Annotated in this window: 17 protein-coding genes; 4 read left to right on the top strand and 13 right to left on the bottom strand. The window is 38.0% G+C overall.

Annotated elements, in window-relative coordinates; all coding sequences use genetic code 11:
- Positions 1-33 precede the first annotated feature (33 nt).
- Genes B554_RS0103185 through pnuC form a run of 4 tightly spaced genes read right to left on the bottom strand, consistent with a single transcriptional unit; the run spans position 34 to position 2,081 of the window.
- Positions 34-333, bottom strand: a complete 300-nt coding sequence (locus B554_RS0103185; protein ID WP_019456950.1) for a hypothetical protein — start codon at positions 331-333, stop codon at positions 34-36.
- A gap of 22 nt (positions 334-355) precedes the next feature.
- Positions 356-823 carry a hypothetical protein gene (locus tag B554_RS0103180; protein ID WP_019456949.1) on the bottom strand — a complete coding sequence of 156 codons (468 nt, stop codon included), beginning with the start codon at positions 821-823 and terminating at the stop codon, positions 356-358.
- 21 nt (positions 824-844) lie between these two features.
- On the bottom strand, positions 845-1,444 hold the full coding sequence (locus B554_RS0103175) for a hypothetical protein (protein ID WP_019456948.1): 600 nt from the start codon (positions 1,442-1,444) through the stop codon (positions 845-847).
- Between the two features lie 46 nt (positions 1,445-1,490).
- Complete coding sequence (pnuC, locus tag B554_RS0103170) at positions 1,491-2,081, bottom strand: nicotinamide riboside transporter PnuC (protein WP_004703179.1); 591 nt, start codon at positions 2,079-2,081, stop codon at positions 1,491-1,493.
- A 407-nt stretch (positions 2,082-2,488) separates the two neighbouring features.
- Here pnuC and B554_RS0103165 point away from each other — a divergent pair, with 407 nt between their 5' ends.
- A complete protein-coding gene (locus B554_RS0103165) occupies positions 2,489-3,433 on the top strand; it encodes a DMT family transporter (protein ID WP_019456947.1) in 945 nt (314 codons plus the stop codon).
- A gap of 158 nt (positions 3,434-3,591) precedes the next feature.
- Positions 3,592-4,380 (top strand): crotonase/enoyl-CoA hydratase family protein, encoded by a 789-nt coding sequence (locus B554_RS0103160; protein WP_019456946.1) that lies wholly within the window; start codon positions 3,592-3,594, stop codon positions 4,378-4,380.
- 105 nt (positions 4,381-4,485) lie between these two features.
- Here the strand turns inward: B554_RS0103160 and pgaD are convergent, their stop codons facing one another.
- From pgaD to B554_RS0103135, 5 genes are all read right to left on the bottom strand, one after another.
- The gene (gene pgaD, locus B554_RS0103155; protein WP_004703183.1) at positions 4,486-4,905 is read right to left on the bottom strand and encodes a poly-beta-1,6-N-acetyl-D-glucosamine biosynthesis protein PgaD; all 420 of its coding nucleotides are present in this window, start codon (positions 4,903-4,905) and stop codon (positions 4,486-4,488) included.
- A gap of 86 nt (positions 4,906-4,991) precedes the next feature.
- Positions 4,992-6,248 carry a poly-beta-1,6-N-acetyl-D-glucosamine synthase gene (gene pgaC, locus B554_RS0103150; protein WP_004703185.1) on the bottom strand — a complete coding sequence of 419 codons (1,257 nt, stop codon included), beginning with the start codon at positions 6,246-6,248 and terminating at the stop codon, positions 4,992-4,994.
- Between the two features lie 13 nt (positions 6,249-6,261).
- Positions 6,262-8,256: a poly-beta-1,6-N-acetyl-D-glucosamine N-deacetylase PgaB gene (gene pgaB / locus B554_RS0103145; protein ID WP_004703187.1), complete on the bottom strand. Its 1,995-nt coding sequence runs from the start codon at positions 8,254-8,256 to the stop codon at positions 6,262-6,264.
- A gap of 236 nt (positions 8,257-8,492) precedes the next feature.
- The gene (locus B554_RS0103140; protein ID WP_004703189.1) at positions 8,493-8,834 is read right to left on the bottom strand and encodes an FKBP-type peptidyl-prolyl cis-trans isomerase; all 342 of its coding nucleotides are present in this window, start codon (positions 8,832-8,834) and stop codon (positions 8,493-8,495) included.
- A gap of 87 nt (positions 8,835-8,921) precedes the next feature.
- The gene (locus tag B554_RS0103135) at positions 8,922-9,452 is read right to left on the bottom strand and encodes a YaeQ family protein (protein WP_019456944.1); all 531 of its coding nucleotides are present in this window, start codon (positions 9,450-9,452) and stop codon (positions 8,922-8,924) included.
- A 190-nt stretch (positions 9,453-9,642) separates the two neighbouring features.
- Here B554_RS0103135 and dctA point away from each other — a divergent pair, with 190 nt between their 5' ends.
- The gene (dctA, locus tag B554_RS0103130) at positions 9,643-10,905 is read left to right on the top strand and encodes a C4-dicarboxylate transporter DctA (protein ID WP_019456943.1); all 1,263 of its coding nucleotides are present in this window, start codon (positions 9,643-9,645) and stop codon (positions 10,903-10,905) included.
- Positions 10,906-10,947: 42 nt separating this feature from the next.
- Here the strand turns inward: dctA and B554_RS0103125 are convergent, their stop codons facing one another.
- A complete protein-coding gene (locus B554_RS0103125) occupies positions 10,948-11,946 on the bottom strand; it encodes a CobW family GTP-binding protein (RefSeq protein ID WP_019456942.1) in 999 nt (332 codons plus the stop codon).
- 500 nt (positions 11,947-12,446) lie between these two features.
- Here B554_RS0103125 and B554_RS0103120 point away from each other — a divergent pair, with 500 nt between their 5' ends.
- On the top strand, positions 12,447-12,641 hold the full coding sequence (locus B554_RS0103120; protein WP_004703197.1) for a hypothetical protein: 195 nt from the start codon (positions 12,447-12,449) through the stop codon (positions 12,639-12,641).
- 128 nt (positions 12,642-12,769) lie between these two features.
- Here the strand turns inward: B554_RS0103120 and B554_RS0103115 are convergent, their stop codons facing one another.
- The 3 genes from B554_RS0103115 to B554_RS0103105 all read right to left on the bottom strand — a co-directional run bounded on the left by B554_RS0103115 (position 12,770) and on the right by B554_RS0103105 (position 16,236).
- Positions 12,770-13,285, bottom strand: coding sequence for an acyl-CoA thioesterase (locus tag B554_RS0103115; protein ID WP_004703199.1), 516 nt, complete (start codon positions 13,283-13,285; stop codon positions 12,770-12,772).
- A 258-nt stretch (positions 13,286-13,543) separates the two neighbouring features.
- Positions 13,544-14,158: a MarC family protein gene (locus B554_RS0103110; protein WP_004703201.1), complete on the bottom strand. Its 615-nt coding sequence runs from the start codon at positions 14,156-14,158 to the stop codon at positions 13,544-13,546.
- Between the two features lie 11 nt (positions 14,159-14,169).
- A complete protein-coding gene (locus B554_RS0103105; RefSeq protein ID WP_004703202.1) occupies positions 14,170-16,236 on the bottom strand; it encodes a choline transporter in 2,067 nt (688 codons plus the stop codon).

Raw genomic sequence — 16,236 nt, 5'->3', positions numbered from 1 at the left:
TTAAGTCGCTTTTTTGTACTTTTATTTCATCAATTAAAAATTACGCTTAAAAATTTCACCATTCATGTCCTGAAAACTCAGTGTCGAATGGCTTTCTTTAATATCAAATTTTAAATACTGCTGTTTAAACTGTACTACTGCATAAAACTCTTCGGCTCCATCATCTAAACCTGTCGCAGAGACCTGAGTTCCTTGTGGAAAATCTTTGAGCCATGCAGCCTTATAGAAATCTGATACTGAATTAAAATCTATATATTTTGTGGGTTCAGCCATAATTTTTTGGGCCACTGCATCAAACTGTTGCTGTTTATATATGACTAAATTCAGGATCATGGTTATTCTTAAAAGTTAATTACTAGCAGTCATCAATAGAATGCGTATAGTAATGTAGTTTTCCATTATGGAAATGAAAATGTAAGCCATCATTACTCCCTTTCCAAGGAAAGATAGAGTAAGTATGATTTTCAGACATAGCTATCTGCTTACCAAAAAAATTTTTAAACTCATTCTCAGAAGTTAAATGATTAAATAATCGGGAACCATACTTTAGACCATTTTGCTGGCTTACATATACCTTATCTAAAGAACCCGTAGAGAGTACCACTCCATCTTCATATACCCATTGATCTGGGAAATAACCACCATTGCATTCATCAGCCTCACCTTTAATAACCTGCTTTGGCTTTTTCAGGTTATTTAAGGGAATATCAAAACTGTTCAATACTTTACCATGCCATAAAGGTTTAATATTTACTTGCGCATAAGAGGTCGTTGCTACTAAAAAGCCAATACAAAATAAAAATATATGAGTTAAATTTTTCATAAAAGTCCTGAAATTAATGATTTAAAAGTTTTGTGCCTTAGTCTTATTAATAATCAAACCTTTTTGTTTGTCTTTCATAATGATTAAGGGAGATCCAACTTTTGCAGTTTTGGTATTATTCAAATATTTTTTCTTCTGTAAATAAATCTGTCTGTCTTTAATAAAGCTATCCATGGAAGTTTCATCATCCGTATAATAACTAATATCTTGTGTATAAATATTTGACCAATTCGCTATCCAAAAAATAATGAAATTTCCGCCACGCTCTTGATAGTTGTCTATTGCAAAAGTTTCAGAATCAATTTTATGTATGTTCTGACCAGCTATTGAGGATATATCCTGAGTTTGCGATTTAAAATAATAAGTTTTATTTTTATCTAAATGAATAGCAAATACATTATAGCCTAGCGCATCAGCCATATCAGGCTTAAAGCAAGAATAGCTTTGTATTTTTATCTGTGCCGTCTGTATAACTAATTTATTATTTTCAACAGGTTCATCTTTCTGACATGAATCAGGTAGTTTACTGAGCTGGTTTAAAGGAACAGCGTTAACCTGAGCTTGTGCATAACCAGAAAAAAGAAATAAACAAAATAAAAGTTTTTTTAAAGTATGAGTCATCAAATAATTTCCAAAGAGGATTATTGTTTTAATATTTTCTCACACATTAAATCGTTTTTTTCAAGTCTATATGATCAACCTGCTTTCTTTTAACCTTTTCCCATTGATACCAACCATAAGCTGCCATTAACACAAAGGCTGCATATAAGGCTGAAGTTAAAAATAGATCTTTATAAATAAACATACCCACATAAATAATGTCGACAAATACCCAAAGTATCCAAGTCGCAATATGTTTTCGGCTGGTCCAATAAGTTGCAAGCAAACTAAATGCTGCAAGCTGTGAGTCGAGCATAGGCACTGCTGCATCGGTAAAGTTTTTAAGTATCAAACCAAAAAGTAAACCACCTACCGCGGCAATGATCATTTGAAAAATTGCAACTTTAGGGGCTATTGGTTCTATACGAATGTCATGATCTTGCTGCTTTCCTTTGAGCCAATAGTAAAAACCATAAAAATTTACAGCCATAAAAAAGAACTGCAAAATCGTTTCACCATAAAGCTTAAATTCATAAAACAAATAGGCGTATAGAACAAAGGCAAAGAAATTAAACAGCCAGCACCACATATTGCGAATTACAGTTAATCCGACTCCAATTAGACTAATTAAGACCGCAAAGATTTCTAAAGGTGACATAAGAGCAGCTGCTTATTGAGATCAATTTGACGAGGTATTATGAGAAAAATATGGGGCTAAGCAAACAACTAATTTAACGTATTCAAAAAAATCTATATTCCACGCTTGAATCTCATTTGTACTTTTCTGTTTATATGTTATAAAAATATCATCTATATTTTTAATATACTTATCATGTTTTTATCTAAAGCCCATTATTGTCTAGCGCGTCAATTCCACGCCTCAGAGATGATGCTCTGTGTGGTCAATTGCCGACGCCCTTATTTCAGACAATTTGGCGCTTTGAATAAAAAAATCAAGAAGTTACTTACATAATATTTCCTCTGATTTTTCTTAAAAAGCCGCCATAAAAAGCGGCTTTTTTTATGCCCGTTCATCCTACAAAACATCAATTTATGGAGCTTTATATGAAGCCTTTATTTGAACAACAGAGTACGTCCAGCCCGCAGATTCAGCCGGCTGTAGCATTACCTTCATCTCCGACTCGACTCGCTACAGCCGGCCAATTTATTGCGGTCATTATTATTTGGTCGCTTACACCACTCGCCGCCGTCTGGACAGTACAAGAACTTCACTGGGCATGGGGATTATTCCTTCGCTTTAGCATCGCTATTCCGATTGCTTTACTATGTCTAAAGTTTTTCCGTTTAAAACTGATCTTTAGTAAAAAAGCGGTTTTAAGCTACTGTGCAGGAGCCATTGGTTTATTTGGTTCCATGGCTTTTTGCTACATGGGGGCAGATAAAGTTCCATCAGCCATTATTTCAATTATTTACGGCACCTCTCCGTTAGTATCTGGGCTTGTCAGTTCTTTTGTATTAGGGCGTGAGCGTTTTTCATCATGGCAGTGGCTTGGTCTAGGTATTGCGCTTGTCGGGATGAGTTTTACATTAGGGCTATCTTCATCAGGTTTTCAGCTCAACAGTATTGGTATTATGCTAGAGCTAATCGCTATGCTGTTTTATGTATTGTCGACTTTTGCCGTAAAATCTGTCGGAGCGCACATTCATCCCATTATACAAATGACGGGTTCTAGCCTTGTCTCATGGGTGGGTTATGTATGCTTGTTGCCTTTCTTTTGGTCACATCTTCCAACTGAACTTCCAAGTCTGAAAATTTCACTCGCGGTCTTCTATAGTGCTGTCTTTTCTTCTGTACTTGCCATGATTTTTTATTATCAACTCATTAAGGTACTCCAACCGACGACGGTACTACTTATTACAATTATCACCCCTGTTTTAGCCACCTTTTGGGGAACATGGTTCAACCATGAACAACTTAGCTCACATCTTGTTTTAGGTTTAACCCTGTTATGTCTAGGGCTATTAATGTATTCAAGGCGCTCTGCATAAACTTGCTCAACCTGATACATCTATGCGTCAGGTTGACTTTTGACGAGTATTGACAGCATGCTTTTATTTTCACTTACCAACTCATCAACAAATTGTATTTGATCGTTTTTAAATGATTGTTTAAAAGATAATGAAACACAAATACAGAGCGCGACAATATGTCAAATCAAGAAGGAAAAGTCAGCCGTGAAACTCGAGGACATATTTTTTTAATTGGTTTAGATCGGGCAGCAAAACGCAATGCCTTTGATAGCCACCTCATTAAAGATTTATCTCTAGCACTTACCGAATATGAAAATAATGATGCTCTGCGCTGTGCGATTATTTTTGCTCATGGCGATCATTTTACGGCGGGTTTAGATTTAGTTGAGTTACAACCTAAGCTTGCTACAGGCGTGTTCGATTTTAATGATGAAGAAATTAACCCATGGGGTACAGTTGGCCGAAAACTGAGTAAACCATTAATTGTAGCTGTACAGGGCTACTGTTATACCGCGGGTATCGAACTATTTCTCAACGCAGATATTACGATTGCGAGTGAAAATACACATTTTGCTCAAATGGAAGTCCAACGTGGCATCTTACCTTTTGGCGGCGCGACTGCTCGCTTTACTCAAGCTGCTGGTTGGGCCAAAGCCATGCGTTATTTACTCACTGGTGATTCTTTCGATGCAAAAGCAGCATTTGATATGAATCTGATTACAGAAATATGCCCTGAAGGGACGGAGCTTAACCGTGCGATAGAACTTGCGGAACATATTTCCCAAGCTGCGCCACTTGCTGTCAAAGCCACTCTTGCCTCTGCACGCGAAGCCATTAATGAAGGCTATGAGGTTGCTTTTGATCAATTGCAAACTCATTTACAGCCTTTGCTGACCACAGAAGATGTTCAAGAAGGTGTCTTTGCCATGCTACAAAAGCGTCCACCTGTTTTCAAAGGTAAATAAAGCCTACTTAGACATAGCTTTCAAGATTTAAAACTTATTACTCTCTAAAAACATATATGTAAAAAGAAAGCCCACATGATGTGGGCTTTCTTGAATTAATTTGGCTTATTCAACTCTAACAATTTTACCAAATTCATCGTGGTGAACTATCGTAATTTTTTGGCTACGTCCCTGCTCAATTTCTTGCTCAGGTAAATCAAAGTAGCGTGCATAATCATCTGTCTGCTTCATGTCAAGTTCATCACCACCCACACGGCGTTCAGGCAAAATATGACTCCATAGCAACAAACCAATTGCACAAGCAATGAGTGCTGTAAAGCCATGCTCAATTCCCACACCAAAGGCACTAAATAAACGGTGTACCAAATGTGTTTTTTGTAGTTCAACCAATAGCCATACAAACACGAACGGACGCCACAACAACAACCAACCGCCCCACATCATGGCTGTGCTTGTTGTAGAAACATAGCGCTTGTGCCACGGTAATTGACGACGTAAATCAATAATCAACGAATTTGTCTTCATTTCTCTTTTACCTAACGAAGTGCTGCGGTTTTCCCCAGACATCAATACAGCACGATCTTTAAAATCTCATGACTCTTGCATTTCATCTAACGAATGCCCCGATCCGGGCTCACCCAACGTGCTCGTTTCTCATCTCCACGTCGTAAGACTTTTGGAAATGCCACAATGGTTGCCGAAATGGTAATTAGCCAAAAGACCAATGGATACCAAATCATCCAGAAATAGTTTTTTCCTAGATTCGGTTCATAACGACTATCCATCCATTTGCTTAAAGCAAACTGAATTAGACAGGTTGCCCCCAATAAAATACCTGTACCATACGGTAAAAATGGGGAACTCACAACGGCCAATGCAGGGACTGGGAAAATAAAATGTACCAACCACAATAAAGCCATTGCCAGCATTAAATATGACCAGACTAAAGTTAAGCAAAGCTCAAACATTAAAGGCCATAAAAAATTCAATTTTGGTTTGGTGAACACATCAATATTTTTAATTAATACCTGTGCCCCACCCATTGCCCAACGTAAACGCTGTTTCCACAATCCGTTTAATGTTTCAGGCATTAAAATCCAGACCAAGGCATTCGGTTCAAAACGAATGTCCCAGCCTGCACGTTGCAATTTCCAAGTAATATCGATGTCTTCGGTCAACATATTTGGTGACCAATAATCGACTTGGTGAACAGCACTTTTACGGAAAGCCGTAATTACACCAGACACTGTAAACAAACGACCAAATGTACGCTGCGCACGCTTAATCATTCCCACAATCGAAGAAAACTCACCGACTTGAATACGTCCTAACAAAGTTGAACGCGTACGAATACGTGGGTTTCCAGTTACGGCTGCAACTGTTGGATTCTGAAGAAAATGACGAATCATCCATTTTGCTGCATGCGGGTCAAGCAAAGCATCCCCATCGATACCAATTAAAAACTCGGCATCGGTCATGAGGCTACCAGCCTGTAGGCCCATTGCTTTACCTTGGTTTTGTGCAAGGTGAACAACACGAAGTTTTTCGTATTGTTCAGCTAAACGATCTAGGACTTCACCCGTATTATCCGAACTACCATCGTTAATCGCAATGACTTCAAAATTAGGGTAATCCAATTTTAAAGCGTGACTAATGGTTTCCTCTGCATTATCGCCTTCGTTAAAGCAAGGAATAAGTACAGCAACTTTCGGATAGCTTTCTAATGGAGCTGGTTGATCGTAAGGTGGAGCCTTACGTTCTTTCCAATAGAAAATGATCGCACCAATCATCCATAGATATGACATAAACAATGGATAATAAAAAACGAACTTTAGAGCCTGCGACCATATTGCAGCAAAGATTGTCATGTTTCAGCCTCGTCTACGGCACAAGACGAGATGACTTTTCAGCAAATGCTTTATGCATCACGTTCACGTCCGGATGATCTTTAATTGGGTCATCTGGGTAATATGCAACATGCATTGCACCTTGTTCATAGAGAGAGTGAATTGTCGCAGCCATTTCAGTTGAAGGTACCTTTTCGTTATTACGCCAGTTCGTTGCTTGTAGCTCAAAAACTGTTTTCTTAATGCCATTTGGATACTGTTTCACACGATCAACCATATCTTTATAGAATTGATCTTGGTTCTTCACTTGCTCCATATAAGGCATCGCCATAATAGCAGTAAAATCATAACGGTTTAATGACTCTTCAAGTGACTGAGAGTACCAATTTTCCGCATATGGTTTTAAAGCCACTTGTGCATATAAATTACGTGCTGTAAGCAGGAATGGCTCATACTGACGAACCTCACCAACAAGCTCCATCGCAAAATCATCTAAATATCTTGTTTTATATGCAGTCCACTTCTGCAAATCTTCGTCATTTCCACGAATTTTTGCCAAGTCTGTTGGTAAACCTTGTTTCGCATAAGCTTTTAAGGCATCTGGGCTTGCATCTTCATAATCAGACAGGGTCACATCGTCATGGAATAAAATTCCATTGAAAGACGATGACTTCGCTAAATCTTCATATATTTCACGGATAGTTTGACGCGCTTCAGGTGAAAAAGGACTTAAGCGAATGTATCCCATATTGAGATGCTCACTCGTTTTATCCTGCTGGGTTACAACCAAATCTTTTGATACAGGATCAGTTTTTGGTAGTTCCCATGCCAATAAAGGCATCCACGCATAAATACGGCTTACAGGCGTACGTGTTTGAATTTGCCATGCAACACGGTTGAATAGATCAGCACGCATAGGAATATGTCGATTTGGGAAGTATACCATATCGGCAGAACCATTCGCATCTGCATCAGAGAAAGCTTGTAAATAAACCGTGTTTACGCCCATCGCATTAATACGGTCGAGTAGATTACCTAAATTACGCTCTTGTTGTTTCGGATCTGGATCATAAATATAGTCGAGATCAACATGCATAATTTTTTGCGGGCGATTGTTATCCGTTAAGTTTAATTCACGGTTTTTAATCTCTTGAGCCAAATCATTGGTACTCATTCCGCCTTCTACCAAAATACGGCTCATATTCTGTAGTGATTGTTTAGCATGATCTGCCCCATCATCAAGTGTGATGGTAATTGGCATACCAAGCTTTTTAGCAATCTGGACCGTTTGCATATTATAGCGACCGTATGGCCAAACCATAATACGTGGCGAACGTATACCATGTTGTTTGAGCAACTGATTATTCTTTTTTAAATCATTATAGATTCGAGCCTGATACTGGCTGTCGTTTTCATATGTTTTAGTTTTATCATCATAAAAACGTGTGGTGGCCGCAGGTTCAGAGTTTCCTTGTGGATTACCATTAATACCACGGTGTAAGTGATAGCTATGGCTTGCAATTTCAACAAAACCGCTATCTTGCATCTCTTTAAGTTCAGGCCAGCTCAAGATTTTATCACGTGGAATTTCTTCACCAGAAAAATCTACCTTCTGATTTTCTTTTGGCTCTAACCATGAACCAACAACAGCAAGTACTACTGGTATTTTCTTAGCCTTAATCACTGGATAAGCATTTTGATAAAAAGTCTGATAACCATCATCTACAGTTAATAAAACTGGTTTGCTTGGCAGTGCAACTTTACCCTGATGAGCGCGAATTAACTGATCTACAGTAATAAAATGGAAACCGTTTTTTTGCAGCCAATCGATATGCTCACTAAATTGTTTCGTAGTCACCGCATATTGAGGAATTAAGGCATTCTTAGTATCGGTAATTTCATGATAGCCAATAACAGTAAGTTCTGAAGCATCTATTTTAGGAGGAGCAGCTAATGCCATACCTGACAAGCCTGCTAAAGCCAAGCCAAGCGTTAGATTCAACAAAGGAGATGCAAAGCGGGTAATCATGAAATAGCGTCTCAATAGCAATATAGATTATTTATGTGAAATTTAAACTTAAGAACTAAAACCGACGTCTATTTAGCCCTTAAGTTTAAACTGCCCAAAATGAACAGTTTTTCAGTTCACCTTTATAATCAAATAAACTGAAAATAATCTTAAATATTCAAAAAGCTAAAATATAAATAACTAATATATTCATATTTAAAGCTTATATAAAAAAATCAAACGGTAAAATTTTGATTTCATTCATCGCGAGTTTTTACGTCAAATAACTCAATTTCAAAAATCAAATTTGAGTTCGCCGGAATAACTTTGCCCATTTTGCGTTCCCCATAAGCTAAATGCGCAGGAACAATAAGTTTACGTTTTCCGCCAACTTTCATTCCCATGATGCCTTGGTCCCAACCTTTAATCACACGGCCAGTACCAATGACACATTCGAAATAATTTCCGCGGTCAATTGAAGAGTCGAATTTGGTACCGTCCTCTAACCAACCTGTATAGTGAGTGGTAATTAAGGCACCTTTAACCGCTTCCTTACCTTCGCCTACTTTTAAATCGATAATTTCTAATTCAGTGATCATAACATTTCCGTTTCATTTAAATTCACAGCCCAGACTCAATCTTTAGTCTAGCAACTAGTTTTGTAAATTTTGTTGCGCTTTCCAATTTTACTGTAATTGAGTCCACACTACATTTGCTTGGCCATTCTCGCCTAGTAAAGTCCACTCATTGTCCATAACGTTTAACTGTAACTGCATCGTACGTTCACAAAGCTGTTCTAACTCTACTGTACTTTCAGGTGCAATTTGCCAAACTTGGACATTACTTAATGTTTTAATTTTACTGTTTCTCTTCCACCAGTCTTCGACCTGTGAACCATACGCAACAATTGCTACAGCTTTACAACGTGCACTGGCTTTTTTCACTTTATCTTCAGAAGGTAAACCGACTTCAATCCAATTTTCTAACTGACCTGTTAAATCTTTTTGCCAAAGTGCAGGCTCATCAGTTTCAAAAAGGTCTTTAGTAAATTCAAGACTTTCACTTGCAAAACGTGCAAATGCCATAACACGAACCATTAACCGTTCTAAAGTTTCTGAAGGATGCAATGCGAGTGTCAATTGATAATCGCCATAGATATGGTCATCCATATTGGCAATATTCAAGTCTGCCTTATAAATTGTTGCTTTAAGCGCCATGGTTAATATGTCCAAAAATTTGGCGCTAAGAATACTCGATTTCAATTAAAAAATTATAGAAAAAACGCAGTAACACAAAACTTCTTTCACTCTAAATTTGCATCTTCTTCCAAAACATCCAAGCGCTTTCCAAGTTGGCGGGCTTTTTGCTTTAAAGGGTTTGTATTCCTCTCTTTTGATTTGATGACTTATGTGGCAAAAACTTAAACATAGTTTATTCCTACAAGTTCTGTGCGCTCTCTTCCTCGGTATCGCAGTAGGACTTGCTTTTCATGACTTCTCTCTAGCTTTAAAACCGCTTGGTGATGGTTTTATTTCACTGATTAAAATGTTGATTGCACCAATTGTATTTTGTGTCGTAGTACTGGGAATTTATGGTGCAAACGATATTAAAAAAATGGGCAAAGTCGGTGCAAAAACGATTCTCTATTTTGAAGTAGTCACAAGTATTGCTTTAATTTTGGGAATTATTGTTGCTTATGTCTTTAAACCGGGCGTCGGTATGAATATTGATATTAGCCATTTAGATGCTAAAGATTTAAGTACCTATACCGAACGTGCTCACGACATGCATACAGGTTCAGATTTTCTTCTTAATATTATTCCAAAAACATTTACTAGCGCTTTTGCCAACGGCGATATTTTACAAGTTTTACTCATCGCGATTTTATTTGGCGTATCTCTACTTTTAATTCCTAAACATTTAGCAGAGCTAGTACGTCAGGCACTTGAAGCTTTCTCTGAAGTCTTCTTTAAAATTATGGGGCTAATCATTCGCTTAGCTCCAATTGGGGTATTCGGTTCAGTTGCCTATACCACTGCAAAATTTGGATCAGACTCACTCCTACAACTCGGTTATTTAGTTTTACTCTTTTATGCAACCTGCATTTTATTTGTTGTCATTGTTCTAGGTTTAATTCTAAAGCTTGCTGGCCTCAACATTTTCAAGTTTGTAGGCTATTTTAAAGATGAACTTGCCATTGTTTTAGGTACTGCCTCTTCCGACTCAGTTCTTCCTCAAGTCATGAAAAAGCTTAAGAACCTAGGCATAAAAGACTCAACAGTCGGTCTAGTCATTCCAACTGGTTATTCTTTTAACTTAGATGGCTTTTCCATTTATTTAACATTAGGAGTGATTTTTATTGCGCAGGCCTGCAATATCGATCTCTCCATGCATGACTTGTTAGCTATTTTACTGGTTTCACTGATTACCTCTAAAGGTGCGCATGGTATTCCGGGGTCAGCTTTAGTTATTCTTGCGGCTACACTTTCAGTTATTCCAAGCTTACCTGCAATTGGCCTAGTACTTTTACTGTCTGTAGATTGGTTTATTGGGATTATTCGTGCCTGTACCAACTTAATTGGTAACTGTGTTGCGACCGTAGTCATTGCCCATTGGGAAAAAGATATTGATCATACCCAAGCCAAAGCTGTACTCGACATTAAAAAATAGATGAAGATTTTTGAGAACATTGAGCTATCTTTTCAATGTTCTCTATTCATCAATTCTGCAAGTTAATAACTCAGTTTCAAATGCCAGCCAGTCATGCTCATGTTGGCTAATGATTTCAATACGGTTATCAATGCCCTCTTCACCAGACTTATAATTAAACTGTTCAGGATTAAAGTTAAAAGTCTTCCACCCCTGATCTGTATGAAAAATCCCCTTAATACGCAGCCAGTCTTGCTGTGCGCAGAGCAAATCGAGCAAAGCATAAAATTCGAATTTCCAACGTTTAGGTAATTTCCAGCCTGCAACAGTATATCCCTGCGCTGACTCAACATAGTGATAAGGCAATTGGCGAATTTCTTTTGCTACTTCAGCTTCACTCATCTGCTTTTGAAGCTTAAGTAAAGGTTGTATAGAACGTGCGGTTAAACGAGCAGCGACATCAATTTGTGCTAGTTCGAGTTGACCATGCTCTGTCGTTAACCATTGTTGTTGATAAGGTTGATACTCTTGTTTCAATTGGTCTAATGCTTGTTCATCTTCAAAACACATCGTATCAGCATGAGAAACCACAACAATTTGCGCGGCTTTTAACTGATCTTCATAAAGATTTTGCTTAACCCAATTGTTGTCATGCAAACGACTACCATCGACAACCGTGACTAATGCACGCATAGCCAGACTGTTTTGCCAATGAGGTTCTGTTAACTGATCAAACAGTTGTGAAGGATGTCCAAGCCCTGTAGGTTCAATAAAGAGTCGGTCTGGTTTTTGTTCACTTAGCAAACGAGCCAAAGCAATATGCATGGGGAGTTGACTACTACAACATAAACACCCACCTAATAATTCTTTTACGGCATAGCCTTGTTCTTGCGGTAAAAGTTGTTGGTCGACTCCAATTTGTCCAAACTCATTCATTAAGACCGCCCACACTTCATTTTTGGGTTTCTGACTTAATAAATGCTGTAATAATGTGGTTTTCCCTGCCCCTAAAAATCCTGAAATAATATGGGTAGGAATAGTTTTTTGGGGAATCAGTTTCACAAGCAACTCAAATCAACAAGGTTCAAAAAAACTAGGAAAGGTATATCACTGTTTAAGTGGCATGAAAATGATTTTTCTTTTTGATGTCATCTTTTTAAAAAGTGGGTAAAAATATTAAATATGAGAATAAAGTCTCATTACTTATCTAAATTTACTTTAAATAATTTATTATCAAACGGAATATTCTATTTTAAGGAATTCATAATTCATACCAGAGTGTTTTGTTTACGTAACCAACCTGACTTTTTTTTATTCAACATGAAATATTTTTTCACATTTTAAACGTTCAACCAGCGCGGTAATTTTACAGTAGACGCACATAAACGGCCCGTATATTTCATATTGTTAAGATAGCCGTAATAGATTGTTAAGTTAATTGATGCAATCCAAAGCTCGGCTTAGCATGTGTCCTAGCTTAATCATTCAGCCATACTGATTTCATGTTGGTAAGAACGATTAGGTTTAATTTATTGTTTAATGAATTTTAAGGATGCCATAAAATGAAATTAGCTAAAACTTTACTTGCTACTACTCTAGCTTTAACTGCTGCTTCAACTTTCGCTGCTTCTAAACATGACAAGGTTCATGCTCCAGAAGATAAAGTTGTAGTTTCAACTCAAGAACAAGCCAATACTGCAAATGCTGCATCTGACGCTGTAGGTTCAGCTTCTGAAGCCGCTCCTGCTGCTCAATAATTATTATCTCTGTACTCTCCTCCAAGCTCAGAGATAATTTTGCTGAAATGAAACAGGACGTTAAATTTCAGTGATGAAAAAAAAGATCGAACCATGCTGCGGTTCGATCTTTTTTTAATTCGATCTGATTAAGACGTTTTCTTATACATGCTACAAGAAGGATTATGATTTTCTTGTAGGCGCAACACCTTACGATGCTCTGCCGCTTCAAATCGACAGCGTTTCCACTCGGTATCTAGCTTCAATTGAGGAACTTCGCGTGGTTTACCATGCTCATCAACCGAAACCATTGTGAAATAACAGCTATTGGTATGGCGAACGGTGCGCTTTTGAATATTTTGTGCTTCAACACGAATACCAACTTCCATTGAAGTACGGCCTACATGGTTCACACTTGCCAAGAAGGTAACTAACTCACCTACATAAATCGGTTCTTTAAAATTCACTTTATCTACAGACAAAGTCACCACATAGCTGCCCGAATAACGGCTTGCACAAGCATAGGCGACTTGGTCTAACAGCTTAAGAATTGTTCCACCATGAACATTACCTGAAAAATTTGCCATATCAGGGGTCATTAAAACTGACATGGTTAATTCTGACTGATCATCAGTTACGGTTGTCATTTCATCTAATGTAGGCATGACTCAACTCTGTCTCAAACAAGCTCAGAAACATTATGGTTGATAATTCACAAAAAAAACATGCTTAAATCCACAACATAGCATCGTATTTTTTAATATTGTTTATTCTTTTTTTGAACGAAGCTTTTTTAATCTATTATTTTTAATTATTTTTTAGTTTTTCTTAAATAAAAATTGATTAAGAAATTAAAAATAATAAAAAAGTGCTATGCCATTTTTCGATATTAAATGGCATAGCACGATGCTGACTGATACTTGCTAAACTTTATTAATCACACCTGTCACACCATTGATAATCATATCAATAGCGATCGTACCGATTAATAACGCTGATAAACGCCCGACAATATCAAAATAGCGGTCAATATGTTTGGCATGTTTATAGCGTAAATGATCATGTGAAAATTTCATCAAAATCAAAATACTACAGGTTAAAAATAACGTAAATGCAATCACTAGGGCTGCTTCACCAATTGACATTTCTATGCCTGTGACTACAGCAGCACTAATAGTACCTGGCCCAATCATAAATGGCATAGCGATGGTTCCAGCTAAATGCTCAGGAGCACCGCGCATTTCACCAATGGTATCAGCACCCTGAAACACATAACGATAGCCAATCACCAAAAAGATCAGGCCACCAAAAATCTGAAAGGCTTCAAAACGTACATTCAGATATTTACTAAAAATTGTTTCACCGCCCCATGCAAACAGCATGAATACAATAAAAGCAATCAAACTTCCCTGAATCAGTGCTTTATTAAACACCTTAGCTTCTGAATGGCGGATTAGGCCAATCATATAAATGCTCATTAAAAATGGATTGAGCAATGAGAAAAATAAAGCAAAAGAATGTAGATAAGGAGAAGCCATGCATTTTCCTCTTAAGCTTGCGGATCTGGGAACAATGGACGGTTCCCTGGGCTAATACGATTAATATGTAAGAAAGTCATATGTCTTTCATATTTATCTAAAATGTCATTAATGACCTGTTCTTTACTGTAACCAACAAGGTCGTTGTCTTGAGAACCTTCATAAAGATAGGTTTCGAGACGGTAATAGAACTGTTTGCCTCGTTTTACACGCTGACTAAAGTTAGGCGCGCTATAACGGACAGGCCAAATCTGATAAACAAAGTTTTGCTCTTCTTCCAAATGAATAGTGATATCGAGGTGATATAACGCCTCTTCATCTTCAAGTGGTGTCTGCTGTACATCTACATTCACGCCTTGCTTAATAAGCTCATCGGCAACAGCTTGAACAGCAGGCTGACAAACTGTGTCGAGCATACGTCTGGTTTCAGTTGTTCCCGGATGGTGCATCACTCGGGTCAACCGCTTTTTCCAGTTAAGGATGTCGACGTTACCTACCACGGGTGCTGCATTCATACTTCGACTAGCATGCCTGTAGTCCTCAAGTCTGAGTGACTTATAAAGCCCTGCCATCACAAGGAACATTACGAAACTAAACGGTAGTCCCATAATAATGGTGGCATTTTGCAAAGCGGTAATCCCATTGGTCATCAACATTGCAAGCGTTAATAAGCCAATGGCAATTGCCCAGAACACGCTTAACCAACGTGGTGCATCATTATCAATATGGGTGAGCTTGGTCGTGAAATTACCTAAAACCAATGCACCCGAATCGGCAGAAGTCACATAGAATAAAAGACCAGTCACCGTCGCGATTGAAGCAATAAAAGTAAAACCCGGATACTGCGCTAACAGGTCATAGAAACCATGTGCAGGATTTGATAGTACCGTTGCAGCCAAAGTCTGGTTGCCTTCAAAAATCACGCTGTGTAAGGCGCTATTACCAAAAATGGATAACCACGTTAAGGTAAATAACAAAGGAATAATTAAAGTCCCGCACACGAACTCACGAATAGTACGCCCTCTTGAGATACGTGCCAAAAAGAGTCCTACAAATGGAGACCAAGCAATCCACCATGCCCAGAAGAACAAGGTCCAACTGCTCATCCAATCTTTAGGTTGCTCAAAAGCAAAACTTTGAAGTGCTAAGGTCGGGAATCGAGTTAAATAGTCGCCAATATTTTGTACCAAAGCATTGAGTAAAAACTCGGTATTACCTAAGAACAAAATAAACAGCAAAAGACCAATTGATACATAAATATTGATTTCAGACAAAATCCGAAGGCCTTTATTCACCCCAGATGTCACTGAAATAATACTAATACCGACTGCAATGGCAATCAGCGCAAACTGCATCCAGATATTCTCTGGCAGTCCTAATAAAACATGTAAACCATAGTTCAGCTGTACCACGCCAATCCCGCAGGTGGTCGCAATACCAAAAATTGTCCCGATGACTGCGGCAGTATCCACACTATGGCCAATTGCCCCATTAATTCTGTTCCCGAAAATTGGGTAAAGCGCAGAACGAATGGTCAGCGGTAAGTTATAGCGATAACTGAAATAGCCAAGTGCCATACCAATCAAGGCATACATACACCATCCGGTCAAACCATAGTGAAATAGCGTCCACACCATACTTTGGCGTGCAGCTTCATAGGTCTGGCCTACGCCAACAGGCGGCTGCATATAATGAGATAATGGCTCGGCCACCGAGAAGAACATTAAATCGATACCAATACCTGCCGAAAACAGCATGGCAGACCAACTCAGTAGACTAAACTCAGGCTTTGAGTGTTTAGGGCCAAGTTTAATTTCACCATATCTGGAACAGGCAATGAAAATAACAAACACCATATACAGTGTTGCAGCCAGTAAGTAATACCAGCCGAAAGTTGACGTTACCCACGCAAGTACGGTGTTAATTGTTCGATTTGCAAAATCGTTAAACAAAAAAGTAACGAGAGAAAAGATTAAAATAATTAGAGCTGAAATATAAAAAACCACACGATTAAGCGGGTCTTTTTTAGATTTAGATAATGTTAAATCATCAACTGCTCTTGGATTATCTGTTGCCAT

Origin of the sequence: Acinetobacter sp. GG2, assembly GCF_000292385.1 — a bacterium.
GTDB lineage: Bacteria > Pseudomonadota > Gammaproteobacteria > Pseudomonadales > Moraxellaceae > Acinetobacter > Acinetobacter seifertii.
This window is presented reverse-complemented; position numbering and strand designations above follow the sequence as displayed.